The sequence below is a fragment of the Frankia sp. RB5 genome (genome assembly GCF_059816245.1).
In genome coordinates this window covers 135,756-159,731 of record NZ_JCBATA010000002.1, presented here as the reverse complement: position 1 = coordinate 159,731, position 23,976 = coordinate 135,756, and the positions used below count along the sequence as shown (strand labels likewise).

Annotated in this window: 22 protein-coding genes; 13 read left to right on the top strand and 9 right to left on the bottom strand. The window is 73.2% G+C overall.

What is annotated here, in order from left to right; genetic code table 11:
- Positions 1 to 17: 17 nt before the first annotated feature.
- Positions 18 to 1,244, bottom strand: a complete 1,227-nt coding sequence (locus AC6EXY_RS01740; protein ID WP_243407295.1) for a ComEA family DNA-binding protein — start codon at positions 1,242 to 1,244, stop codon at positions 18 to 20.
- A gap of 295 nt (positions 1,245 to 1,539) precedes the next feature.
- Between AC6EXY_RS01740 and AC6EXY_RS01735 the strand changes: the two genes are divergently transcribed.
- The 3 genes from AC6EXY_RS01735 to AC6EXY_RS01725 all read left to right on the top strand — a co-directional run bounded on the left by AC6EXY_RS01735 (position 1,540) and on the right by AC6EXY_RS01725 (position 3,125).
- Positions 1,540 to 2,103 (top strand): YceI family protein, encoded by a 564-nt coding sequence (locus AC6EXY_RS01735; protein WP_101830828.1) that lies wholly within the window; start codon positions 1,540 to 1,542, stop codon positions 2,101 to 2,103.
- Positions 2,104 to 2,222: 119 nt separating this feature from the next.
- Entirely contained in the window at positions 2,223 to 2,417 is a 195-nt protein-coding gene (locus tag AC6EXY_RS01730) for a ferredoxin (protein WP_101830827.1), read from the top strand.
- A gap of 144 nt (positions 2,418 to 2,561) precedes the next feature.
- On the top strand, positions 2,562 to 3,125 hold the full coding sequence (locus AC6EXY_RS01725) for an HdeD family acid-resistance protein (RefSeq protein WP_101830826.1): 564 nt from the start codon (positions 2,562 to 2,564) through the stop codon (positions 3,123 to 3,125).
- Positions 3,126 to 3,227: 102 nt separating this feature from the next.
- Here the strand turns inward: AC6EXY_RS01725 and AC6EXY_RS01720 are convergent, their stop codons facing one another.
- The 3 genes from AC6EXY_RS01720 to AC6EXY_RS01710 form a co-directional block, all read right to left on the bottom strand.
- On the bottom strand, positions 3,228 to 4,022 hold the full coding sequence (locus AC6EXY_RS01720) for a tyrosine-protein phosphatase (RefSeq protein ID WP_101830825.1): 795 nt from the start codon (positions 4,020 to 4,022) through the stop codon (positions 3,228 to 3,230).
- 336 nt (positions 4,023 to 4,358) lie between these two features.
- Positions 4,359 to 5,225 (bottom strand): SOS response-associated peptidase, encoded by an 867-nt coding sequence (locus tag AC6EXY_RS01715; protein WP_101830824.1) that lies wholly within the window; start codon positions 5,223 to 5,225, stop codon positions 4,359 to 4,361.
- A 70-nt stretch (positions 5,226 to 5,295) separates the two neighbouring features.
- Positions 5,296 to 5,988 (bottom strand): M50 family metallopeptidase, encoded by a 693-nt coding sequence (locus tag AC6EXY_RS01710; protein ID WP_101830823.1) that lies wholly within the window; start codon positions 5,986 to 5,988, stop codon positions 5,296 to 5,298.
- A 364-nt stretch (positions 5,989 to 6,352) separates the two neighbouring features.
- Between AC6EXY_RS01710 and AC6EXY_RS01705 the strand changes: the two genes are divergently transcribed.
- The 3 genes from AC6EXY_RS01705 to AC6EXY_RS01695 all read left to right on the top strand — a co-directional run bounded on the left by AC6EXY_RS01705 (position 6,353) and on the right by AC6EXY_RS01695 (position 9,029).
- Positions 6,353 to 7,081 carry a lysophospholipid acyltransferase family protein gene (locus AC6EXY_RS01705; protein WP_101830822.1) on the top strand — a complete coding sequence of 243 codons (729 nt, stop codon included), beginning with the start codon at positions 6,353 to 6,355 and terminating at the stop codon, positions 7,079 to 7,081.
- Positions 7,082 to 7,262: 181 nt separating this feature from the next.
- Positions 7,263 to 8,351, top strand: coding sequence for an amidohydrolase family protein (locus AC6EXY_RS01700; RefSeq protein ID WP_133150597.1), 1,089 nt, complete (start codon positions 7,263 to 7,265; stop codon positions 8,349 to 8,351).
- Positions 8,352 to 8,381: 30 nt separating this feature from the next.
- Positions 8,382 to 9,029 carry a hypothetical protein gene (locus tag AC6EXY_RS01695; protein ID WP_101830820.1) on the top strand — a complete coding sequence of 216 codons (648 nt, stop codon included), beginning with the start codon at positions 8,382 to 8,384 and terminating at the stop codon, positions 9,027 to 9,029.
- Between the two features lie 17 nt (positions 9,030 to 9,046).
- On the opposite strand, the gene AC6EXY_RS01690 is transcribed toward AC6EXY_RS01695, so the two are convergent.
- Positions 9,047 to 10,240, bottom strand: a complete 1,194-nt coding sequence (locus AC6EXY_RS01690; protein ID WP_101830847.1) for an alkane 1-monooxygenase — start codon at positions 10,238 to 10,240, stop codon at positions 9,047 to 9,049.
- Between the two features lie 186 nt (positions 10,241 to 10,426).
- Here AC6EXY_RS01690 and AC6EXY_RS01685 point away from each other — a divergent pair, with 186 nt between their 5' ends.
- From AC6EXY_RS01685 to AC6EXY_RS01670, 4 genes are all read left to right on the top strand, one after another.
- Positions 10,427 to 10,732, top strand: a complete 306-nt coding sequence (locus AC6EXY_RS01685; RefSeq protein WP_243407294.1) for a hypothetical protein — start codon at positions 10,427 to 10,429, stop codon at positions 10,730 to 10,732.
- Between the two features lie 172 nt (positions 10,733 to 10,904).
- Positions 10,905 to 11,807 (top strand): AEC family transporter, encoded by a 903-nt coding sequence (locus tag AC6EXY_RS01680; RefSeq protein WP_101830819.1) that lies wholly within the window; start codon positions 10,905 to 10,907, stop codon positions 11,805 to 11,807.
- Positions 11,808 to 12,152: 345 nt separating this feature from the next.
- Positions 12,153 to 13,058, top strand: coding sequence for a 3-hydroxybutyryl-CoA dehydrogenase (locus AC6EXY_RS01675; RefSeq protein WP_207770211.1), 906 nt, complete (start codon positions 12,153 to 12,155; stop codon positions 13,056 to 13,058).
- Between the two features lie 87 nt (positions 13,059 to 13,145).
- Positions 13,146 to 14,309 (top strand): acyl-CoA dehydrogenase family protein, encoded by a 1,164-nt coding sequence (locus tag AC6EXY_RS01670; protein ID WP_101830817.1) that lies wholly within the window; start codon positions 13,146 to 13,148, stop codon positions 14,307 to 14,309.
- Between the two features lie 39 nt (positions 14,310 to 14,348).
- Here AC6EXY_RS01670 and AC6EXY_RS01665 read toward each other — a convergent pair whose 3' ends face one another.
- Positions 14,349 to 15,905 carry an LCP family protein gene (locus AC6EXY_RS01665; RefSeq protein WP_243407293.1) on the bottom strand — a complete coding sequence of 519 codons (1,557 nt, stop codon included), beginning with the start codon at positions 15,903 to 15,905 and terminating at the stop codon, positions 14,349 to 14,351.
- 520 nt (positions 15,906 to 16,425) lie between these two features.
- Positions 16,426 to 17,385, bottom strand: a complete 960-nt coding sequence (locus AC6EXY_RS01660; RefSeq protein WP_243407292.1) for an NAD-dependent epimerase/dehydratase family protein — start codon at positions 17,383 to 17,385, stop codon at positions 16,426 to 16,428.
- A gap of 300 nt (positions 17,386 to 17,685) precedes the next feature.
- Here AC6EXY_RS01660 and AC6EXY_RS01655 point away from each other — a divergent pair, with 300 nt between their 5' ends.
- Complete coding sequence (locus tag AC6EXY_RS01655; RefSeq protein ID WP_101830814.1) at positions 17,686 to 18,624, top strand: proteasome assembly chaperone family protein; 939 nt, start codon at positions 17,686 to 17,688, stop codon at positions 18,622 to 18,624.
- Between the two features lie 482 nt (positions 18,625 to 19,106).
- Positions 19,107 to 20,297, top strand: a complete 1,191-nt coding sequence (locus AC6EXY_RS01650) for a hypothetical protein (RefSeq protein ID WP_207770208.1) — start codon at positions 19,107 to 19,109, stop codon at positions 20,295 to 20,297.
- Between the two features lie 76 nt (positions 20,298 to 20,373).
- On the opposite strand, the gene AC6EXY_RS01645 is transcribed toward AC6EXY_RS01650, so the two are convergent.
- Positions 20,374 to 20,787 (bottom strand): DUF7715 family protein, encoded by a 414-nt coding sequence (locus AC6EXY_RS01645; RefSeq protein WP_101830813.1) that lies wholly within the window; start codon positions 20,785 to 20,787, stop codon positions 20,374 to 20,376.
- 201 nt (positions 20,788 to 20,988) lie between these two features.
- Between AC6EXY_RS01645 and AC6EXY_RS01640 the strand changes: the two genes are divergently transcribed.
- On the top strand, positions 20,989 to 22,311 hold the full coding sequence (locus tag AC6EXY_RS01640; protein ID WP_243407291.1) for a sensor histidine kinase: 1,323 nt from the start codon (positions 20,989 to 20,991) through the stop codon (positions 22,309 to 22,311).
- A 2-nt stretch (positions 22,312 to 22,313) separates the two neighbouring features.
- Here the strand turns inward: AC6EXY_RS01640 and AC6EXY_RS01635 are convergent, their stop codons facing one another.
- The gene (locus AC6EXY_RS01635) at positions 22,314 to 23,903 is read right to left on the bottom strand and encodes an MDR family MFS transporter (protein WP_101830844.1); all 1,590 of its coding nucleotides are present in this window, start codon (positions 23,901 to 23,903) and stop codon (positions 22,314 to 22,316) included.
- Positions 23,904 to 23,976 lie beyond the last annotated feature (73 nt).

Below are 23,976 nucleotides of genomic sequence, written 5' to 3'. Positions count from 1 at the left end.
GTGGGACACCACGACGGTCAGACCCGCACGAGCGGCAGCAGATCCGCCAGCCGCCGATCACCGACGCCGCTGACCTCTCCGAGCTGTTCGGGAGACCGGAACGGGCCGTGCTCCGCACGCCAGTCCACGATCCGCTGCGCCAACACGGGACCGACCCCGGGCAGGCCGTCGAGCTGTTGCGCGCTCGCGCTGTTGAGGTCGAGGGGACCGCCCGACGCCGCGCCAGCCCCGGACGTCCCGCCAGCCCCGCCGCCAGCGGATCCGTCGCTGCCACCGGCCGGTGGCGGGACCGCGGCGGGCGGCGAGCCGGGCCGCCCGTCGACGAGCACCTGCTCGCCGTCGACGAGGATCCTGGCCAGGGCGATGCCGGTGGTGTCGGTTCCCGGCAGGACCCCCCCGGCCCTGTCGATCGCGTCCACGACCCGGGCACCAGCGGGCAGGCGCACCACCCCGGGACGGGTCACCCGACCCGCCACGTCGACCACGACCTCGCCGCCGGCGCCCGCCGAGGCCGATGACCCGGCGGCACTCCCCGACGGACGTGGAGTGGCGGCGCCCGCGGCCCGGGCGACAGGGCCGTCGGCCGCGCCCGCTGAGGCGACGACGAGCGACGACGTCGAGGCGGGCGCCGCGATGGGGACCGGGCGGTGCTGCCAGGCGAGCCAGGTCGCCATGACGGCGGTGGAGAGGGCCACCAGGGCGAGCACGAGCGTCGCACTGGCCGCCGGCGTCGCCACCACGGCGCGCAGGCTCATCGGCAGCCGTTCGGCCAGGCGCGCACGGATCGAGTACCCGCCGGCGGTGGGGTCGGGAACGTCCACGCGGTGCTCCGCCGCCGGCGGCGCCGGCTCCCCAGGCGTCCGGAAGTCGTCCTCGAACGGGTCGCCGTCGGGCTGTTCTACTCGGTCGTCGCGCGGGTGCCGGTGGTCGAACGGATCCGGACCGGCGGGCGGGAACTCCTCGTCGCTCAGGTCGCCGTCGTCGGCGAAGTAGCCGGCGCGCACGCGGGAGGCCGGCGGCGCGACGGGTGGATCGCCCGGCCGGTGCGCGTCGTCGAGGCCGAGGGCGTGATCGGCCGGGTGGGCGAGCGGCGGATTCGGAACGCCGTCGCGAGCGGGCCGTGGCAGCGGGGGCAGCGGGACGGGCGGCGCGGCATGGTGAAGCGCCGGCGTCGTCGGACCGGGTGGGTGGGCCGGCCCGGGGCGGGCGCAGGGCCACCCGGGTCCGGGGGTGACTGTGACCATGAGCGGACGTTAGGTCGACCATCGCCCACGGCGCGGCCCGCCGCGGGGATCTGTGGATGACGCCCTGTCGTCCACAGGCCACCGCACCATTCTGGCCGGGCCTCGAGCGGGTCACTACGGTCATCGACATCTCACCGTCGCGCTCACGGGCACGGCACCCGAGCCGGCCGGAATATCCGCGGGGAGGAGGCGTTGACCCCCGCTGTAACTTGCACACGCAACCGGTCCGCCCCCGACGACCTGCGCACCGCGTCAGTGCGCCCAGCGCGCGGCGCCCATCCCAGGAGGACACACGATGACGGCTCCCACCCTCGGCCAGCTCGACCTGACCGGCACCTGGACGATCGACCCGGCCCACACCCGCATCGGCTTCGCCGCGCGGCACGCGATGGTCACCACCGTGCGCGGCCAGTTCTCCGGGGTCGAGGGGACGCTCCAGCTGAACGGCGCGGAGCCGACGGCGTCCACGGCCACGGTGACCATCCGGACCGACTCCTTCGACACCGGCGTCGCGGACCGCGACGGCCATGTGAAGTCGGCGGACCTGCTGGACGTCGCCACCTACCCGACGATCACCTTCCTCAGCACGGGCGCCACGGCCGGCAGGGGCGACGACGAGTACGTGCTCACGGGCGACCTCACCATCCGCGGCATCACCCAGTCCGTGGACCTCGCCATCACCTTCGAGGGCAGCTCCAGGGACCCGTTCGGCAACACCCGCGCCGGCTTCACCGGCGCGACGACGATCAACCGCAAGGACTTCGGCCTGACCTTCAACGCCGTTCTGGAGACCGGTGGCGTCCTCGTCAGCGACAAGATCAAAATCGAGCTGGACATCTCGGCGATCAAGGCTTCCTGACGCGATGTCAGGGTCGTCGGCGCTGCGGTAGACCACGAGGGGATGTCGCTGTTCCCCGCTCACGGTGGCGGTAAGGTCCAGACGACCACGACATACAAGCATTGCCGGGAGGTTCGCCGATGCGCGTGAACGTCGATTTCGACCGCTGTGCCAGCAGCGGCACGTGTGTCCGGCTGGCTCCGGACATCTTTGAGATTCGGGATGACGGCTACCTCTATCTCCTCAACGGGGAGCCAGACGACTCGCGGCGGGACGATCTTCAGGAGGCGGTCGATTCCTGCCCAACCGAAGCAATCAGCCTCAGCGAGAGCTGACGACATAGATCGGCGTAGCCGCAACGAAGCCTGGTGCTGTGTCCGGTCGGCGATACCCGAACCGGATACGGCAGCAGACGCTGGGTACAACTCCTCGCGACGCGGGTCGGCGTGTGTCGCCGAACGTGCAGGGGAGGTATCTCGATGGCGACGATCTACCGGCAGCAGCGGGACAGCGCGCCGAGCGCCCTGTGGCCCGCCCTGGTTCTCCTCGGCGTCGCCGTCACGGTGCTCGGTCTGCTCCTGATCACGAACCCCTTCGCTACCGCGGGCGCGCTCGCCGCGCTGGCCGGCGTCGCGCTCGTGCTGTCCGGGATCAGCGAGACGATCGCGGCGGCGCGGGCCGAGAACGTCGCGGGCGCCGCGCTGTTCGGGATCCTGCTCGTGCTGGGTGGGATCGTGATCCTGCTCTGGCCTGGCGCGACGCTGCGAGTGGTGGCGCTGGTCGTCGGTTCGGTACTGATCGTCACCGGCGCGGCCCGGGCGATCCTGATCAGAAGGTCCCGGGCGCCGGGCGGCGGCGGTCGAAACGCCCCCACCGGGTACGCGCTCGCCGCGCTCAGTGTCGTACTGGGAGTTCTCGCGCTCGTCTGGCCGGGGGCGACGATCGTGGTGTTGGCCATCCTGTTCGGCATCCAGCTCATCGTCACCGGCGTCGCCGAGACCGCCCTGGGCCTGGCGCTGCGCCCGCACGGCCGGCACGCCTGACAGGAGGGTGGGGCGCGAACGGGTCCGCCGACCGCCAGGCCCGTCACGAAACCCGGTGGGCATCGCGGGGCCGGGCGGTCGGGTGGGCGTGCCCCTGGCGGCTCAGCCGATGATGCGCTCGCGCCACCGGCGGATCGCCTCATCGGAGGTGCCGTGGCCACGCAGCCAGCCGGCGACACCGCCCGGATGGGCGGACGTGGTGGCGAGCACGGCTTCGGCCGCGACCGGCGAGACCCGGACGAGCTCCTTGTCCACGTCCTGCGAACCGCCGCCGGGCAGCAGGGCGTGCCCACGCAGGCGCCGCAGCACGCCGGGCATGTTCGCCTCGGTCGCGAGGTAGTCGGCGAGGACGTCCGCCTCGAGGACGTCCGCGAGGCGCAGCAGCACGGCGACGGTCACCCCGGTGCGGTCCTTGCCCGCGGCGCAGTGCACGAGGATCGGGCCCGGCGCCGCGGCGGCGACCTCGACGATCTCGGCGATCTGTGGGGCGGCGTGCTGGAGCATCGCCTCGTACAGCGAGCGCAGCCCTCCGGTCATCGCGGCAGAGGTGGCGGAGTGCTGACCGGCGCCCGCGTCCTCGCCGAGCAGGGGGAAGACCCGGACCGTCGAGCCGAGGGCGGCGAGCGGGTGAGCATGGGGGCCGCGCTCGGCCGCCGAGCGCAGATCGATCACGGTGGGCGGCGGCCAGGCCAGGGACGCCGGCGGATGGTCACCCTCCTTGGGCATCTCGCTGCGGTAGAGCACGCCCGCGCGGGTGCGGCGGCCGTCCTGCGTCCGCAGGCCGCCGACGTCACGAAGGTTGACCAGGCCGGCGACGTCCGGTGGCGCGGGCGCCTCCAGCGGCGGCGCGCCGTCGGCGGTGTCGGCGGTGTCGGTGGGATCGATGCGAGACGTCATGTCTGTCTCCTCCGGCCGGGGCCGGCAGCGGCCCCGCGGCCGTGCTGCGCCGCGCGTCGGCCGTGCCTGACCTGCTGACTCGCTGTGCTCGGGGAAGGCTGTGCGGTGGCGGCTGTGCTCGGGGACGGCCGCGGCAGTTCCCGGCCCGCCGGGCGTCCTACACCGGCCCGCCGGCCCCGCGCGCACGCCGTGACCAGCCGGCTGAACACGGGCCCTGACCGTCCGCACCCGCCGTCGAGCACCATACTCGCGGACCGGGCCACCGTCGGTGGCCTATCGCCCGATGCGTCCCGCTCCTCACACCGGCCGCACGAACGCCCGAACACCCGGAGGCGGTCAGGCCCCGGACCGGTCGGCGGGCACCGCGAGGTCGGCGGACGCGAACGACGACAGGTCCACCGCGTCGCCCGGCCGGCGCACGGCGGCGGGCAGCGGGCGGTCCACCGCCTCGAACCCGAGCGCCAGAGCGGCCACGGACGGCGCGCCGATCCGCTCGACCGCCTCGGCGACCACGGGATCGAGCTCGACCGGATCCGTGAGGTGCGGCCCCTTGTTGCGCACGTTGCCCACGTCGGCGCCGACCGGGTGCGCGGCGACGGCGCCCGCGGGCGCCGGGCGCAGCAGCGGTTCCAACGCGGCCGCGTCCCCGGCGGGATCCAGCCACCGGTCCCAGGCGGCGACGGGCAGGATCACCGGGGAGCGGTCGTGCAGGAAGGCCAGCCCGTCGGCCGGGCCGGTGGTGAGGATGGTGAACGTCACCAGCGGCTCGTCCCCCTTGCGCCACACCTCGTAGAGGCCGGCGAAGGCGAAGATCCCACCGGTGGCGGGATGGCCGGCCGGATACACGTAGAACGGCTGCCCGCGCCGCGCGGCGCCGCCGGGGCGGAACCACTCGTAGAAGCCGGAGGCGGGGACGAGGCAGCGCCGCGACGCGTACGCCGCGCGGAACGCCGGCCTGGTGGCGACCGTCTCCGCCCGCGCATTGATCATCCTGGCGCCGATCGACCTGTCCTTCGCCCAGGACGGCACCAGCCCCCAGGTCGCCATCCGCAGCGCCCGGCCCGCCTCGGCCACAACGATCGGCATCGTCGACGTCGGCGCCACGTTGGTGTTCTCGCGCACGGCGCCGCCCGTCTCGTCCCGGGCGGACATGGCGGCGACGAGGTCGTCGGTCTTGAGCTTCTGCGTATAACGACCGCACATGCCGCCCAGTGTCGCAGCCGGGTCCGACAGATCCGGGCCCGCGCGGGTGCCAGGCGTCGGCCGGGCGGGCTCAGCCGAACAGCGCGGCCCCACCGAGGGCGGCGCACCCCAGGCCGGTCAGGCCGAAAAGCCCCACCCAGAAGGTCGGCGGCAGGCCGGTGAGGCGGCCGAGCTGGTCGGGGTCGGAGTCGCGGGCCCGCCGCCGGCGGCGCTGCCGCTGCACCTCGACGACCGGCCGCAGCGCCCCGAACAGCAGGAAACAGGCGATGTAGGCGGCGAAGCCGGCCCGCACCGTCGGCGGCGCGAACCAGGAGATCGACAGGATCACCCCGGTGCTCACCAGCAGTGACGCCACCCCGAAGCCGTTGCGGATCACGACGAGCATCGCCAGCAGCAGCGCCACGCACAGCTGGAGCACCAGGCTGAACCGCCCGATCGCGAGCAGCCCGGTGGCGCCGAGTCCGATCAGTGACGGGGCGGGATAGCCGGCGGCCACCGTGGCGATCACTCCCGGGCCGGTCGGGCGGCCGGAGGACACCGTGACGCCGGAGGTGTCCGAGTGCAGCCGGACGCCGGCGAGGCGCCGACCGCAGGCCACGGCGGCCAGGGCGTGACCGCCCTCGTGCGCGATGGTGATCATGTGGCGGGCGACTGGCCACACCCGGTCGCTGAGCACCGTGAGCGCCGCGAGGACGGCGGCCACCACGAGTACCCACTGCGGCGGGCTCGGCTGCGCCTCGAGGCTGCGCCGCAGTATGTCCATCCGTCCGCCCTTCCGCCGCGTGCGTCGTACCAGGTCCGCAGGGCCGGCCCGGTGCCGCCGTCCGTTTCCACCGGGCATCGGCCGGTCCGGCGGCCGATCGCCGGATTGTCCGGCTGCCCGTCCGGTCATCATCGCTGCTGAACCTGAGTGGACAGCGCGGTGGCACGGGCTCGACGGCGTCGGGTTGGCGACGCCAGCCGGCACACATCCCGCAGGTCCGGCGGTAATGTCGGGTCCAGTCAAGGGGCCGACGGCACGTTGGCGGGGGCAGATCGTCGAGCTGGCGTAGTCGAGACAAGAGGTCAGGACGAGCTGGCGAGCACGAGCACGAGCTGAGCTGGCACGAGCTGAGGAGTGGCCTGCCGTGGCGGAGTACGTCTACCGACCGGTCGTCGCCGTCGCCAAGGGACTGTTCGGCGCACTGCGGCTGCGGATCGACATCCAGGGCGTGGAGAACATCCCGGCCTCCGGGGGCGCCGTCGTTCTGATCAACCACATCTCCTACCTCGACTTCGCCCTCGCCGGGCTGCCGTTCTGGCAGGCCGGCCGTCGCCCGGTGCGCTACATGGCGAAGAAGGCGGTCTTCGACCATCGGGTCGCGGGCCCGCTCATGCGCGGGATGCATCACATTCCGGTGGACCGGCAGGCGGGCGCCGCGTCGCTGCGGGAGGCGCTGACCGCGCTGCGCGCCGGCGAGCTGGTCGGCGTCTTCCCCGAGGCGACGATCAACCCGAGCTACTGCCTTGCCTCGTTCAAGTCGGGGGCCGCCCGGATGGCCACCCACACGAAGGTCCCGGTCATCCCGGTGATCCTGTGGGGCAGCCAGCGGACCCTGACCAAGGGACATCCGTTCCGCCCGCGCGAGGCGGTCGGCACGCCCATCACCATCACAGTGGGCACGCCGGTGCCACCGTCGGAGCTGGCCGACCGGCGGGCCGGGACCGACGTGTTGCACAAGGTGATGGTCGACCTGCTCGACACCGCCCAGCGCGGCTACCCGCGTCCCGCGCCGGGGCAGCCCGACTGGTGGCTGCCGGCGCACCTTGGCGGCTCGGCTCCGCCGCCGCTCGCGGCCGACGCCGACGAGGTCTGACCGCCCCGCCGGCGGTGCGCCTCGCCGAGGCGGAGCGACATCGTCGGTCCGTGATGCGCGCATGGCCGAAGCTGACAGCCCTCCGTCAGTTTCCTTGACGGTTCGCGAGCTTTTCGGCGACTGTTGAGCCCGGATATTCGGGGCCCGGTTCCGCCGGGCCGGGCAGCGGTGGAGAGTGACGGTGCGCGAACGTCACCGCGAGACGGATGACGAGATCTTCATCGATTCCCTACCCAAGGTCGACCTGCATTCCAGGCTCGTTTTCCCGGGCATCAGCCGGGACCGCCCTGCACCTGGGGAAACCGATTCTCGCCAGCCTCGTCCGGACGCGGCCCTGTTCGCCGCACTGGCCCGGCGGACGGCGCGGCGACTCGCCGCCCAGCGGGTGCGATATGCCGAACTCAGCGTGTTTCCGATTGATGGCGGATATTCGGACACCCAGGTCGAGGAGATGTTCGCCGGGCTCGATCAGGGCCGGCGCGCGGCGGAACGGCACGTAGGTGTCGCGCTACGCTGGACGGTCCGGATACCCGCCCCGTCCGGCGCCGGGCGGACGGCGATGGCGCGGCACCGGGCGGCGGCGGAACGCGCCGTGGAGCTCGCGCTGTGCTGTGGCCGGGGTGCGGTCGTCGGTCTGGAGCTCGCCGCGGCGGCGCCGGGCCACCCCACAGGCGGTGCCGGCTACCTGGCCGAGGTGTTCGCGGTGGCGCGGGCGGCGGGGCTGCGCAGCCTCCCCCGCGTCGGGCGGCACGGCGGTCCGGCGGCGGTGTGGGAGGCGGTGACCACGCTGGGCGCGCACCGTGTCGGCCACGGTCTCGGTGCGCTCGCCGACCCGGTGCTCGTCCAGTACCTGCGCGACCAGCACATCGCGATCGAGACCTGCGACGGCGGCGGGGACCGCGACGGCCCGTTGGCCGCGGCACTCGGCCGGGGTCTCGCGGTCTGCCTGGGCTCCGCCGGGGTCGCGGGTGGCACGTCCTCGCCACGCGGGGCGTACCTGCGCGCGATGCGGGTCGCGGCGCTGCGCCGGGAGGAGGTGGTCCAGCTCGTCCGCGCCTCGATCGGCCAGGCGTCGCTGCCGGAGCCGGCCCGGGCGCTGCTGTCCGCCGAACTCGACGCCGCGGCGGCCGCGTGGTGCCCCCGGCTGCCCGCCACCGCACCGCCCGGGATCGCGCCGACGCCGGTTCCCGGCGCGCGGGGCCCGGCCCGTCGGTGCCGGCAGGGCGCGTTTGTCGGCGGACGCCCCGGGTATCGTGCGTCCGGATCATGAAGGAGAAGGACGTCACGCGGAGGTTTCCCCGTGTCCACCGTTGGCTGGATCCTGCTGATGGTCTGCGCCGCGGCCACCATCACCCTTGCCGCCCTCGCCGACCGGCGTGGCGGCGGCCGGCTGGCACTGCGGCGCCGGTTCGGCCCGGAATACGACCGCGCGGTCGCCAGGCATCGCGACCGACGTGCCGCGGAACGCCATCTGACCAGCATCGCCGAAAAGCGTGACGCGCTGACGCTCACACCATTGAGTCAACCGGAAAGGGAGGTGTACGCGGCCCGCTGGGAAACATTGCAGACCCGTTTCGTCGACGATCCGACCGGGGCGACGCACCAGGCCGACATGCTGATCGCCGCCGTGATGCACAGCCGCGGATACCCGCCGACCGACGCCGCCGAGCGGGCCGATCTGCTCGCCGCGGACCATCCCCAGCTCGCGATCAGCTACCGGGAGGCCCACGCGGGCGCCGCGGGCGGCGACGGCCGGCCGCCCGACACCGAGCGCCTGCGCATGGCGTTCGTGCGCTACCGCGATCTGTTCGACCGGCTGTGCGGCGTCGGCATCGGGCCGCGGGACCCCGGCGTCCCCGACGACGCGCGGCGCGCCCACCCGGCCGCCCGCACGATCACCCCGACCACCCCGACCACCCCGACCACGCCGCGACAACGGCGGGCGTGATCTCGGCAGGTCGGGAGTCAGGAGGAGGCAGAGGAGCGGACCGTCGCCGCCCGCCGACAGCGCGCCTCGAGGGCGGCGCGCCGCGCCGGCTGGACGTTGGCCAGGCCCAGGTCGCCGCGGTAGTGGGCGAGGACCCGGTGGTCCATCAGCCGGAACCACAGCGGCGGCAGGTAGGCCGCCAGCAGCAGAGTGGCGTACCCGGCGGGCAGCTGCGGGAACTCCTCGAACGAGCGCAGGGCCTGGTAGCGGCGGGTGGGGTTGGCGTGGTGGTCGCTGTGCCGCTGGAGCTGGTAGAGCGCCAGGTTGCTGATCACGGCGTCACTGTTCCAGCTGTGCCGGGGGGTGACCGCCTCATAGCGCCCGGACGGGGTACGCGCCCGGGCCAGACCGTAGTGCTCGATGTAGTTCACCCCTTCGAGCAGGGTGATCCCGACGATCGCCTGGGCCACCAGGAACACCAGCACCGAGGGCCCGAGCACGGCGGCCAGCGACCCGAACAGGGCGGCGGTCAGCAGCCAGCCGAGCAGCACCTCGTTGCGCGGTGAACACACCCGCCCTCCGCGCAGCCGCAGCCGCTGGCTCTCCAGGTCCCAGGCCGAGCGCAGGCCGCCGAGAACGGTGCGCGGCCAGAACCGCCAGAAGCCCTCCCCGAGCCGGGCGCTCGCCGGGTCCCGCGGCGTCGCCACCCGCACGTGGTGGCCTCGGTTGTGCTCGACGAGGAAGTGGCCGTAGGCGGTCGGCGCGAGCATCAGCCGGGCCAGCCAGCGCTCGAGCGGGCCGCGCTTGTGCCCCAGCTCGTGGGCGGTGGTGATGCCGACGCCGGTCACGGTTCCGACGGTGACCACGGCGCCGAGGCGGCCCAGCGGCGTAAGGTGCCCGCCCGACCAGGCCACCGCGCCCAGGACCAGCCCAACGGCGGCCAGCGGCAGGTAGAGGTACGTACAGCGGCGGTAGTAGCGGTCCTCCTCCAGCGCCGGGCAGATCTCCTCCGGCGGGTTGACCGGGTCCGCCGGCGAGGTCAGGTCGAGCAGCGGGACGAGGACGAACACGAACAGCGGGGTGATCCACCAGTGCACCCCGAGACCGGTGCGGTGCCACAGGCCATAGCCGACGACGGCCAGCAGCGGCACCATGACGGCCGTCAGCCACATGTAGCGTTTACCGTCGCGCCACGCGGCGCAGCCGGGTGCGGTGAGCACGGGGGCGGCCACCGGTACCTCCGATCCGCCGGGCCGACCGGCCGGGCATCGATCGCGGCCGATCCGGCCGCGGCAGGCAGGCGTCGGCATGGGGCATCCGACGGTTCGGCAGAACCGATCCGTCAATCTGCCAGCCGCCCACCGGGCACGACAACAGGATCTCGGCCACAAGACACCCGAAGGAAGCACCGCGCCGTGATGACGCAAGGGGTCCCACCGCCGCCCGCCGGCCGGCGCTCCCGGTCGATGACCGACTCGCCGCCCTGGGTCGGCGCGGTGATGATCGCCACTCTGCTGCTGCCGGCGCTCGTCCTCATCACGTACACGCTGCTGCCGCTGCCCGGCCAGGAGCGGTTCGGCCGCGGCAACTACCTGCTGGCCGGGGCGGTGTTCGCGGCGAACATCCTGCTGCCCCGCCTGCTGCGCAGGGTGCGGCGGCTGCGCCGGGCCCTGCGCCGGCACCGCGCCCGCCGACGGGCGCGCCAGGCGGCCCGCGAGCGGTAGTCCGGGCCGGACCCGGGCCGACGCCAGGCGGACCGTCACAGGTCGACGGGCGACAGGATGGCCCACGAGAGGCGGTGCCGCGACAGGCTGTGCCGGGACAGGCTGTGGCCGACGGCGTGGAGTACGCCACGACGGGGCGGTGCGCCGCTGTGCCAGCTGCCACGATGGCCGGGTGTCCGCCTTGGTCGTCCTCGTGGTCGGCCTGCTCGCCGGGATCGTCGTACGCCGGCGCCGGCACCTTCCGCCGGGCGCCGCGGCGGCCGTGAACAGCTGGCTGCTGGACATCGCCCTGCCCGCCCTCGTTCTGCACGAGCTGCACGACGTGCGTTTCCCGGCCAACCTCGCCCTGGTCGTGGCCGCGCCCTACCTGCTGTTCGCCGTGACGATCGGCCTCTACCTGCTCGCGGCGCGGACGATGCGGCTGCCCCGGACGACCGTGACGGCGCTCATCGCGGCGACGGCGGTGGCGAACACCAGCTTCGTCGGCTTCCCGATGGTCACCGTGTTCTACGGCGCCGACTCCGTGCCGATCGCCGTGCTCGTCGATCAGCTCGGTTCGTTCCTGCTGCTCAACACGGTGGTGCTCGGCACCGTCACGATCGTCGCCGGTGCGTCGCTGCCGCGTGCGGAACTGGCGCGCCGTGTCCTGACCGCCCCGGCGCTACTGGCCCTGCTGGCGGCGCTGGTGTTGCGGCCGGTGAGCTTCCCGGGCTGGCTGGACACGGCGCTGGCCTCGCTGGGCGCGACCCTCACCCCGCTCGCGCTGTTCTCGATCGGCCTGCAGCTCGAGGTGCGGGCGGTGCGGCGGTGGTGGTGGGAGCTCGCCCTCGGCCTCGGCGTGAAGCTGGTCGCCGCCCCGGCGATCGTCGTGGGCCTCTACGCGCTGACCGGCCGGCTCGGTGACCATGCCGTGACGATCGCGCTGTTCGAGACGGCGATGCCGCCGATGGTCGCCGGCGCGCTGATCGCCGCCCGGTACGACCTCGCGCCCCCGCTGCCCAGCCTGCTGGTGGGCGTCGGGGTCCCGCTGTCGTTCGCGACGCTGCCGCTGTGGTCACTGGTCCTCGGCTCGTGACGCGTCCCGCCGGCCGTCGGCCACCGTCGCCCGGACCGCGACCTCGCCCAGGCCGCCAAACCGGCACTGGCCTGGGGCAGGGACGAATCTGGTGAGCCGGGCGAGTCCACGAGCTAGGGTGGAAGACGGACACCGGCGAGGTGTCCGGAACCGTGCTTCGCACCAACCTCGCCCCGCGGGGCCGGCGGTCCGCGGCGGGCACGAGCGGGTCCGTGCCGGCTCGGGCGGTGGCGCGCTCGTCGCCCCTCGCGACACGAGGTTCGCGTCGCGGTTCCGACAGTGCCTGCGTCCCGCGTGTGACCGGGAGCCGGCCACCCACAGGGAGTTGTGCGTTCGGTGAGTGCAGTGCAGACGGCGGACCGTGGCAGCGAGGCGACCGTGGACGCGGCGTCGACGCTCACCCGACTCGGCGTGGTCGGCTGTGGCCTGATGGGCTCGGGCATCGCGGAGGTCGCCGCGAAGGCCGGCCTCGACGTGGCGGTCCGGGAGATCGACGAGGCGGCCGCGGCCGCCGGACGGGCCCGGCTGACGACGTCGCTGGACCGCGGGGTGCGCGGTGGCAAGCTCAGTGAGGCCGACCGGGACGCCGTGCTCGGCCGCCTGTCGTTCACGACCGACCTCGGCGACTTCGCCGACCGCGACGTCGTGATCGAGGCCGTCGCGGAGAACGAGCAGCTCAAGGCCGACATCTTCGGCGCGCTCGACAAGGTCGTCACCCGGCCTGACGCGATCTTCGCGTCCAACACGTCATCGATCCCGATCGCGAAGCTGGGGATGGCGACCTCCCGGCCCGAGCAGGTCGTCGGCATCCACTTCTTCAACCCGGTGCCGGTGCAGAAGCTCGTCGAGATCGTCCCGTCACTGCTGACCTCGCCCGAGACCGCGCAGGCCGCGCAGGACTTCGCCACCGGCCGGCTCGGCAAGGAGGTCATCCGCTCGCAGGACCGCGCCGGCTTCGTCGTCAACTCGCTGCTCGTGCCGTACCTGCTCGCCGCGGTGCGGATGCTGGAGTCGGGCTTCGCGGCGGCGGCGGACATCGACCGCGGCATGGTCCTCGGCTGCGCCCACCCGATGGGCCCGCTGGCACTGTGCGACCTCATCGGCCTCGACACGATCAAGGCGGTGGCCGAGTCGATGTACGAGGAGTTCAAGGAGCCGCTGTACGCGCCGCCGCCGCTGCTCATGAGGATGGTCGACGCCGGCCTGCTCGGCAAGAAGTCCGGCCGCGGTTTCCACTCCTACCCGCGCTGAGGACCAGCCGTCCACCGCACCGGGTGGTTCTCCGGGTAGGACCCTCGGAGAGGTAAGAGAAGTTCCTGACGATCAAGGCGGCCGGCCGTGAATCCGAGTTTCAGCCTCTATCAGCTCGCCGAGGAGCACGCAGCGCTGCGGGAGGCGGTGCGCTCGCTCGCCGAGAAGGAGATCGCGCCGCACGCCGCGGACGTCGACGAGCGGGAGCGCTTCCCGCTCGAGGCGCTCGAGGCGCTACGGCGCACCGGGTTCAGCGCGATCCACATCCCCGAGCAGTTCGGCGGGCAGGGGGCGGACTCGGTCGCGACCTGCATCGTCATCGAGGAGGTCGCGCGGGTCTGCGCGTCGAGCTCGCTGCTGCCGGCGGTGAACAAGCTCGGCAGCATGCCGATCATCCTGGCCGGTTCGGAGGACCTGAAGCGGCTGGTCCTGCCGTCGGTGGCGAGCGGCGAGGCGACCATCTCCTACGCGCTGTCCGAGCGGGAGGCCGGCTCGGACACCGCGTCGATGCGCACCCGGGCGCGCCTCGACGGCGATCACTGGGTGCTCGACGGGACGAAGGCCTGGATCACCAACGCCGGCGAGTCGACCTGGTACACGGTGATGGCGGTGACCGATCCGGACGCCGCCCGCCCGGTCGACGGCATCTCGGCGTTCGTGGTGCACCGCGACGACCCCGGCTTCGAGGTCGGTTCGAAGGAGCGCAAGCTCGGCATCAAGGGCTCCCCCACCCGGGAGATCCACTTCACCGGCTGCGCGATTCCCGCCGACCGGATCATCGGCGAGCCCGGGACGGGCCTGCGCACCGCGCTCGCGACCCTCGACCACACCCGCCCGACGATCGGCGCCCAGGCCGTCGGCATCGCCCAGGGCGCACTCGACGCCGCCCTCGGCTACGTCCGGGAGCGGCGCCAGTTCGGCCGGCCGATCGCCGACAACCAGGGCGTCCAGTTCATGCTCGCCGACATGGGCATGAAGATCGAGGCGGCCCGCCACCTCGTCTACGTCTCCGCCGCCCGCGCCGAGCGCGGCGAGCCGAACCTCGGCTTCGTCTCGGCGGCCGCCAAGTGTTTCGCCTCGGACGTGGCCATGGAGGTCACCACCGACGCGGTCCAGCTCTTCGGCGGCGCCGGCTACACCCGCGACTTCCCCGTCGAGCGCATGATGCGCGACGCGAAGATCACCCAGATCTACGAAGGCACCAACCAGATCCAGCGCATGGTCATGTCCCGCGCCCTGCTCGGGCGGTAGGCCGGGAGGTGGGCCGGGCCTCGGCTGACGGCGGGTAGGTCAGTTGATGCAGGCGGCGAGGGCTGTCGTCGTCGGCACGGCCGTGGGGCTCACGGTCGACGAGCTCACCGAACCGGGCACGGCGGGGTCGGTGGGCGCCGGGGAGATGGCGCTCGCCTGGGGCGGCGAGGCCAGACCCGGCTCGCCCGCGCCGCCGCCGGAGGTGCTCCCCTTGTCCGCCGACGTGTCGGTCGCCATGCTCGGTGGCGTGGTCCCGTCCATTGTGCCGGTGCCGCTCGTCAGCGACGCGGTCGGGCCCGAGGTCGACCCCGCGGTGGCGGACGGGTCGGCGGGGCTGGCGGACGGGGTGACGCCGGGGACGTCGAGCGAGCCGCCGGAGCCGGTCCCGGGTGTGGTGGGAGCGGTCGGCGTCGAGGTGGTGCCGCCCATGATGCGGGCGAAGAAGTCGCGCACGGCGGCCGGATCGTAGTGGAAGTAGAAGGCCGGGTAGCTCACCTGGCTGGTGACGGGGACGGTCGCGAAGGTCACGGCGCCCGCGTCCATGCCGCGCAGGCGGTCGGCGAGGCGGCGCAGGTCGGCGAGATCGGTGCCGCGGTCGAGCACGGTGGAGTGGGTCAGCGCGTCCAGGAACGAGGTGAGCTTCGCGGGGCTGAGCAGCACGTCGTTCGAGGTGACCTTGCGGAACACCGCGGCCAGGAACGCCTGCTGACGGTGGATGCGGGACAGGTCGCCGTCGATGAACCCGTGGCGCTGGCGGACGAAGGCGAGCGCCTGCGCCCCGACCAGGTGGTTCGTGCCGGGGTGGCCGACAAAGCCGGAACTCGGGTCGTTGAGGTTCGTCGCGCGCACCCGCCGGCCGTTGTCGAGCACGAGGGGCTCGACGTACGGGGAGGGGGTGAGGCAGACGTCCACCCCGCCGATCGCGGTCGTCATCCGCTGGAAGCCGCCGAAGTCGACCTCGGCGTAGTGGTCGAGACGAATGCCGGTGAGCTGTTCGAGGGTGGCGACCAGCAGGGCCGGGCCGCCGCTGTTGAACGCGCTGTTCACGCGGTCGTGCCGGGCGCGGTGACGCTTGCCGTCGGCATCGGTGTACGCCGGGATCGGCAGGTAGAGGTCGCGCGGGACCGACACGATCGTGGTGCGGCCGTCCGCGTCCAGGTGGGCGATCATCATCGTGTCGGAGCGGGCGCCGCCGACCTTGGCCGCGTCCGAGCCGGTACGCACGTCGGAGCCGACGAGCAGCCAGTTCTCGGTCCCCGCCGGGACGGCCGGGGGGCGGCGGACGTCGGTGTGCGGCAGACCGATGTCGGCCCGGCTGATGTTGCGGTCGTACACGGTCAGGACGACCCAGCCCGCGACCGAGGTGGCGAGCACGGCGAGGCTCAGCGCGCCGGAGAGCACCAGCATGATCCGGGAACCCGGCCGCCGGCGGTGCCGGGGCTCGCCCGGAGCCACCGGCGCGATGCGGTCCGGACCCGCCGGCTCGGCTGGGCCGGTCGGGGGTGTCGGGTCGGCGAGCGGCGGCAGCGCACCCTGGTCGGAGGTGGCACCGGCCGCGCCGTTCCGGTCGCCTTCCCGCCCGATCTTCAGTGCCATATCAGATGAATGAGACATATCGGCACACCGGACGGACGCCGCGACGCGACACGGGCGGTCCGGCTCGGTTCACCTATCGCCTCTTCCCTGCACTGATCCATCGAATTGACGGGTTAGACCCACCACCATAGGCAGAATTTCCGGAACAGGCAGAGGCCATCAGGCCGTATGTGACGACGACCGCGTCTACCTGGGCAAATCCTGCACCGGCCGGATCCCTGCGGCCACTCTGGCCACTCTGGCCACTCTGGCCACTCGGGTCGCGACGCCCCGCACCCCGTCGACCGCATGCCGCCGGATCGACCCGCGCAATACCGCCAGGCCTGGCGCACACCGGTTACTCCGGACTGAATCACGACATCAGCCCGAATCACGACATCAGCCCGAATGCCGCAACACGCCCGGAACCATCGAACCACGGACGACCCACCATCCCCCGCGTCCCGCTGGCACGACACCGGGACCAAACCTCGGGAACGGGTGGGCCGCGTGGGTGATCAGGCGCGATCCGAACGTGGGATCAGGCGCGGTCCAGCTCGGCGAGGGTACGTCGCAGTCCCTCCGCCAGCGGCGTCGGCTCCCAGCCGAGTTCGGCTTGGGCCCGCCCGGCGTCCGGGACCGCGTTCCAGCGCAGGTAGTGCAACTGCCCGCGGGCGAGCGGCGGCGGCCGCCGGGTCAGCCGGGCGGCCCACTCGCCACCGGCCGCCAGCGCGGTGGCCAGCGGCGACGGGAGGGTGGCGAAGGGGGCCCGGCCCCGGCCGGCGACGTCCACCACCGCGGCGGTCAGCTCCCGCAGGCTGACGTGGGCATCGGAAAGGATGTAGCGCTCACCGGGTTGGCCGAGCCGGGCGGCGGCAAGGTGCCCGCGGGCGAGCCCCTCGGTGAACACCAGCCCGAACCCACCCGGCGGGACGACGGGAAGCAGCCCGCGGACCGCGGGCCGGAACATCCGCCGCTCCATCGCGGTGACGCCGTAGGGCGGGAATCCGTACACGGTCGACGGGTTGACGACGACCACCTCGACCCCGCCCGCCGCGGCGAAAACCGCGCGCTCCGCCTCCTGCTTGGACCGTTCGTAGGGAGTGTGTCGGGCGGTGGTGGCGAGGTCCGTCTCGTCGAACCGGCCGCCGGGCCGCGCCTCGAAGACATCGATGGTGCTGGTGTGCACGAATCGGCGTACTCCGGCCCGGTCCGCCGCCCGGGCGAGACTGGCCGAGCCGGTGACGTTCACGCGGGTGAAGCGGCCGGGGTCGGCCAGCCACTGCTCGGGCACACCCATCGCGTTGACCACGACCTCGATCCCGTCGACGGCTGCGGGCAGCGTGTCCGGCTCGGTGACGTCGCCGACCACCTGCCGCGCCGCCGCGGGCATCCTGCCCGTGGCGCGGGCCGGGTCGCGCACGAGGGCGCGCACCTCATGGCCCTCCGCGAGTGCCGCCCGGACGACGGCCGCGCCGACCTTGCCGGTTGCCCCGGTCACCAGGATCCTCACCGGCGGCAGCCTACGGCCTCCCGCTCGCCGCGCCCGCGGGCTCGCCAGGCCGCACCACCCCGCGCGCGGAAGAATTCCGCGGCGAACCTGTGCGCCACGGCGGTGATTGCGCGCGCCACGTACGGGAGACGTCAACCGGTAAAATGGGTCGCAGACTCGGGCGGCGTCAGGCCGACACACGGCGGCGTCCGTCATCCGGTGGTCCCGGCCCGGCGGAATGCCGGTGGCGCCCGCCGCGCTTCCCTTCAGATGACGGGAGCGGCCGGTGGTGTGAGGAGGACCTCGATCGTGCTTGATCCGCGAGAGCTTTTCAGTCTCACCGAGGACGCGTCGGGCGACCCGGTCGACCAGCATCGCCCGATCATGCTGGAGGCGCTGACCGGGGTCGTCGACGCCGGTAACGCGGTCAGTCTCGCCGGCGAGCATCTGCTGACGGCGCTCGACCACCGCATCGTCGCGACCTTCGACATCGACCAGCTGCTGGACTACCGGTCGCGACGTCCCACCATGATCTTCTCCGAGGATCACTGGGAGAGCTACGCCGATCCGGTGCTGGCCATCTACCAGCTGCACGACGAGTCGGACGTGCCGTTCCTGCTGCTCACCGGCCCCGAGCCCGATCTGCAGTGGAAGCGTTTCACCGCCGCGGTCCGCGACCTGATGGGCCAGCTCGGTGTGCGTCTGAGCGTCGGGCTGAACGCCGTCCCGATGGCGGTGCCCCACACCCGGCCGGCGACGGTCACCGCCCATGCCACCCGCAAGGAGCTCATCGCCGGCTACGAGCCCTGGCTGCGCCGCCTGCAGGTCCCCGGCAGCGCCGGCCACCTGCTGGAGTACGAGCTCGGACGTGACGGGCAGGACGCGATGGGCTTCGCCGTCCACGTCCCGCACTACCTGTCGCAGACGACCTACCCCGCGGCCACCGAGGTGCTGCTCACGTCGGTGTCGAAGGCGACTGGGCTCATGCTGCCGCTCGACGGCCTGCGCTCGGCGGCGGAGGCGGTCCACGACGAGGTCAACAACCAGATCGCCCAGGGAGGCGAGGCCGCGGCACTCGTCCACGCGCTGGAGGAGCAGTACGACGCCTACCAGCGCGGGCGGCGCGGCCCCAGCCTGCCGACGGTGGACGGCGAGGAGAAGCTGCCGACCGCCGACGAGCTCGGCGAGGCGCTCGAGCGATTCCTCGCCGAGCAGTCCGAGCCTGGCGGCCCGAACCCGCTGGCCTGATTCACCGGCTACGGCCGGCCTTTATCACGTTCCGCCGAACTGCGCACGCGCATTGCCATTAGATGCGCGTGCGCGGTTTCCGGAAGTTGCCATTTCAGCCTATTCAGATCAGGAGTAGCATTCCGGTTCGCCTGCCCGGAAGTCGTCCGGAACGACAGCGCGCCGTCGCCCCGGTGACACACCGACGGAGAGAACCGGATAATGACCTCATCTGAGATTCCCGCGTGAGCGCCCCCGCCCGCGAATCGGGAAACGCCAGCACAACCGCGCCCACAATGGAAGTCGATCGGCCGGAACCTGACAGTCCACAACCGGTCAGCACGCCACCCGACACTTTGTCGGTGGAGGGTGCATTGCCGGTCGAGGACGCATTGCCGCCAGCGCGCGATGCACTGTCGGGGGATGACGCACCGCCTGCGGACGACGCACCGCCTGCGGACGTGGCGCCGCCGGAGGACGTGGCGGCAGCCGCGGGCGAGGCCGTGGCGGAAGACCAGGCCGTAGCGGCGGACGTGACCTCGGCGGTGGATGCGGCGCCGGCGGTGGACGATGTGACGCCGGCGGATGGCGAGAAGTCCGTCGCGAAGACGCGCGTCTCCTCCACCGGGACCGCCACTCCGCGGTCGGCCCGCCCGCGCACCGCCAAGGACCGGACGAAGCGCGGCAGGACAACCGGGGGGACCGGAAAGGCGACCGAGAGGACCGGCGGCGCGACCGCGACGCTCTCGGTTCCCGCGCCACGGACGGCCACCCCCGACGTCGGCATCGCTTCGTCCCCGAGCGCCGCCGGCGGGGGGTCAGCCCCCGCCAGCACCGGTGTTCGCGGTGACGCCGGCTCGCACGACACCCAGGCTCCGACCGGTCCCGCGGTCGTCGACAGCGATCCTGTCGCCGACCAGAAGACGGCACCTGAGCAGCACAGCGACCCCGACGAGGCGGAGCGGACCCACCCGGCCGAGCCAGCCCAGGCGGAGGAGCGGGCCCACCCGGCCGAGCCAGCCCAGACGGAGGAGCGGGCCCACCCGGCCGAGCCAGCCCAGACGGAGGAGCGGGCCCCCGCGACCGCGCCAGCCCAGACGGAGGAGCGGGACGAGCAGGCCGAGGCGACCGCCGATGGCGAGCCCGGCCAGGCGGCACGCCCGGCGCCGCGGCGGCGGGGAGGCCATCTGCGCAAGCCGATGCGTACCGTCCTGCTGACCATGCACGTGATCGTCAGCGTGGGGTGGAACGGTGTCGCCTTCGCCCAGCTGGTCCTCGCGTCCACGGCGGCGGCCGACGACGGCCTGCGGCACTCGGCCTACGAACTCATGCATGTCGTGGACCGCACCCTGGACATTCCGCTGGCGCTGCTGACGCTGATCACCGGCATCGTGATGTCCCTGAAGACCCGCTGGGGCCTGCTGCGCTATTGGTGGGTCGTCGCGAAGCTCTCCATCACGGTCTTCGCGGTCATCAGCGGCGGTGCGGTCATCCGAACCCTCATCGTCGCCGCCGGGCACGCCACCGCGGGCGGGCAGACCACGTATCCCGCTCAGGCCGTCGCGCTCATCCTGTGCGCGAGCGTCATGAACGTCCTGTTCATCACGGCGACGGTGCTGTCGACGGCGAAACCCTGGGGGCGGACTCCGCGGGGACGGCGGGACCCGGCACTGGCGATGGCACCGGCCGGCTGACGGCCCTGCGCGCCGCTGCGGCCCCCGCCGTCGACACGCGGGGGCCGCAGCGCGCCGCAACGGGCGTGGAGGGCTCTCAGCGGCGGCCGGGCACCCGGCCGATGTCGGCGTCCGACAGGGCACGGACCGCGAGGTCGTCGACGATCCGCTCGACGATCGCTCCCACCGGCAGGCGTTCGACCTCGGCGAGCAGGCGGGTGGCTTCGGCGTCCGCGTCGCGCGCGTCCCAGCCCTGGGCGTCGAGGCTGTTGCGGAACGCCTCGCGGTATTCCGCCTCCGTGATTCCCGGCAGGTCACGCACCATCGCCGTGGTGGTGCCGTAGAAGGAGCCAAGGCCGACGAAGACCCGGCCGCATTCACAACGGCCATGCGGCCGGTCCAGGTGCATGTCACAGAACGCGCGCAGGGTGACGAGCTCGCCTTCCACCGCCCAGTGGAAATCGTCCACACGCAGGCCCTGCGCGTACGCGGTGGCCGTGAGAAGTTTCATGACCTTCAAGCTCCTCGTGGTCGCCCGACCGCTTCCGGGTGGGAAGCGGCTGCCCTCCGGATCTACGAAAAGACAACCATCCCCCACCGACAAAGTCTCGACTTGACCGTGATCGGGTACTCTCGACCCACGTCACGGCCCGGTTGGGCACCCGTCCACGGACGGGTTCGGCGGGCGGAGGCGCTGGGAGGACGGTAGCTCGTGGCCGCAGACGCCGCAGCATCCCCCGGCCCTCTCCCCATCACCGACGGTGCTCCCCCGCCGCCTGCCGTCGCCACCGCCGGCACGCCCGCCGCCGCTCCCGGCAGTGCCGACCCTCCCGGCCACCGGACCGAGAGCGCCGCGCTCGCCGCGACGGCCGAGCGGGCGCGGCCGGCCCGGCTGGCGGCGGGTGGCGCGACCTGGCGGGGGCTCCTGTTCCTGCTGCTGAACCTTCCCCTCGGGCTGGTCGGCTTCGTCTTCGTGACGACGATGCTCGCGCTCGGCGTGGGCCTGGCCGTCACGGTGATCGGGCTGCCGGTGCTGGCCGTCGGCCTGTGGGTGTGCCGCGGTTTCGGCGCCGTCGAACGGGCCCGGGCGCGGTGGCTGCTCGGCCTGCGGATTCCCGCGCCGTCGCGCCCGCCGCGCCGGCGTGTCGACGGGCTCGGCGCCACCTTCGCGGCGCTGGGCGACCCGGTGGCCTGGCGCCACGCGCTCTACCTGTTCATCCGGCTGCCGTGGAGCATCATCAGCTTCGTGGCCGCGCTTGTGCTGGTCACGGTCGGGTGGGTGGTACTCCCCTGGGCCACCCGGGCGCTGGTGGCGGTGGATCGAGCGATGATCCGCGGTCTACTCTCCCCCTCCGAGTCGGTCGAACGGCGGATCCGGGAGCTGGAGGGGGACCGCGGGACCCTCGTCGACTCGGCCGCGGCCGACCTGCGCCGCATCGAGCGCGACCTGCACGACGGCGCCCAGGCCCGCCTCGTCACTCTGGCGATGGGGCTGGGAATGGCGAAGGAGAAGCTCGCCGACGATCCGCACGCCGCGGCGCAGATGGTGGCCGAGGCACACGGGGAGGCGAAGCTGGCGCTCCAGGAGCTGCGCGATCTCGCCCGCGGTATCAACCCGGCGATCCTGACCGACCGCGGCCTGCCCGCGGCACTGGTCTCCCTGGCCGCCCGTTGCACCGTGCCGACCCGCGCCGCCGTCACGCTGGACAGCCGCCCGGCCGCGGCGGTGGAGACCATGCTCTACTTCGCCGCGTCGGAGCTGCTGACCAACATCAGCAAGCACAGCCGGGCCGAGGCCGCCACCGTGGAGCTACGCCGGGTGGACGGTGGGGCCACCCTCGTCCTGGAGGTCGGCGACAACGGGGTGGGCGGGGTGGATCCCCGCGGCGGCTCGGGTATCGCCGGGCTGACCGAACGCGTGGACGCGGTCGACGGCACGCTCGTCGTGGACAGCCCGCCCGGCGGTCCGACCCTGGTCAGCGTCACGGTGCCCTGGCGTGAGTCCACGGAGCTCGTGGAACCCGCGCGACGCTGAGATCACCCGGACCGGGCGGCATGCGAACCCGGCTCGGCGGACGGCGCCGCCTCCTGACCAGGCAGAGACACGGAAGGTTCCGCCACGGCGGACGCCACGTCATCCGGCGTGGCGTCCACGGGCTTCCCGGTCTCGGCGGCCTGCGGACCATCGTCGAGCACCACCCGACCGGGCAGGAGAAGCGCGCAGGGGAGGGCGACGACGGTGGCGCCGAGCGTCCACCAGAAGGACACCGCGAAGGCGTGGGCCTGCGTCGCCGGGTTGGGTGACCCCGCGCCGCGCAGCTCATGCGCGAGGACCACCGCCAGCACGGCCGTGCCCAGGGAGCCGCCGATCTGCTGGAAGATCCGCACCGCGGAGGTCGCCCGCGGGATCTGCGCCGACGCGAGACCCGTGTAGGCGGCCGACATGACCGGAATGGTCGCCGCCGCGAGCCCCATGCCCCGGACGACCAGGGACGCACCGAGCAGCAGCTCACTGGTGTCGGTACCGATCTGGGTGTACGCCACCGAGCCCAGGATCGCGAGGGAGAGGCCGATGAGGACCAGCAGCCGAGGGCTGGTCCGGTCGACCACCCGGCCGAGCAGGATCATCGCGATCATCATGCCCAGGCCCTGCGGGGCGAGCAGCAGCCCGGCATCGGTCGCCCCGCGGCCCCGCACCTGCTGCTCATAGAGGGGAAGCAGGAACATCGCGCCATACAGCGAGATGCCGAACAGGAACATCAGCCCGGCGGACCCGCTGAACGGCGCCGAGCGGAACAGGCGCAGGTCGATGAGCGGGACACCCCGCATCCGCAGGGCGTGGACCGCGAAGGCGACCAGCAGCAGCACCCCGACGACCAGCGGCACGAGGCCCCGCGGATCCGCGAAGTCGCCCCGCCGGCCCGCCTCCGAGAAGCCGTAGACCACCGCAGCGAGCCCGGGCGACAGCAGCGCGAAGCCGAGGCCGTCGAAGGCCTGGTGGCCGGCACCGGGCAGCGGCGGCATCCACCGCCAGGCCAGCGCGAAGGCGATGACACAGACCGGCACGTTGATCAGGAAGATCCACCGCCAGCTCAGCGAGTCGACGAGGACGCCGCCGACCACCGGCCCGAGCACCGGCGTGAGCAGCGCCGGCACGGCCACGGTCGCCATCAGCCGGCCCAGCCGTCGCGGGCCTGCGGCCTGCGCGAGGATCGTCTGCATCAGGGGCAGCAGCAGGCCGCCGCCCAGGCCCTGGACGATCCGGAACGCGATCAGGCTGCCCGCCGACCAGGCCGCCCCGCACAGCGCGGATCCGGCCAGGAACAGTGCCAGCGCGATCAGCCACATCCGCCGGCCGCCGAAGCGGTCCACCAGCCAGCCGGTCAGGGGGATGACCACGGCGAGGGCCAGCAGGTACGCCGTGCTGACCCACTGGATCGTCGCGACACCGGCGTGGAACGAGCGGCCGAGCGTCTCCAGCGCGACGGACACGATCGTGGCATCGAGCTGCACCACGACCGTGCCGGCCAGGACGATCAGCGCCAGCCGGATGAGCGCGGGATCGAGGCGCTCGGGATCGCCACCCGCCCCCGCGTCCTCGGCCGCGCTCGATGCCTGCGATGCCATGACCACCTCCGCGATCGTTCGCGCCGGTCGACAGCCGGGAGCCGAAGCCAGGCGAAGCCGGACACACGAAACG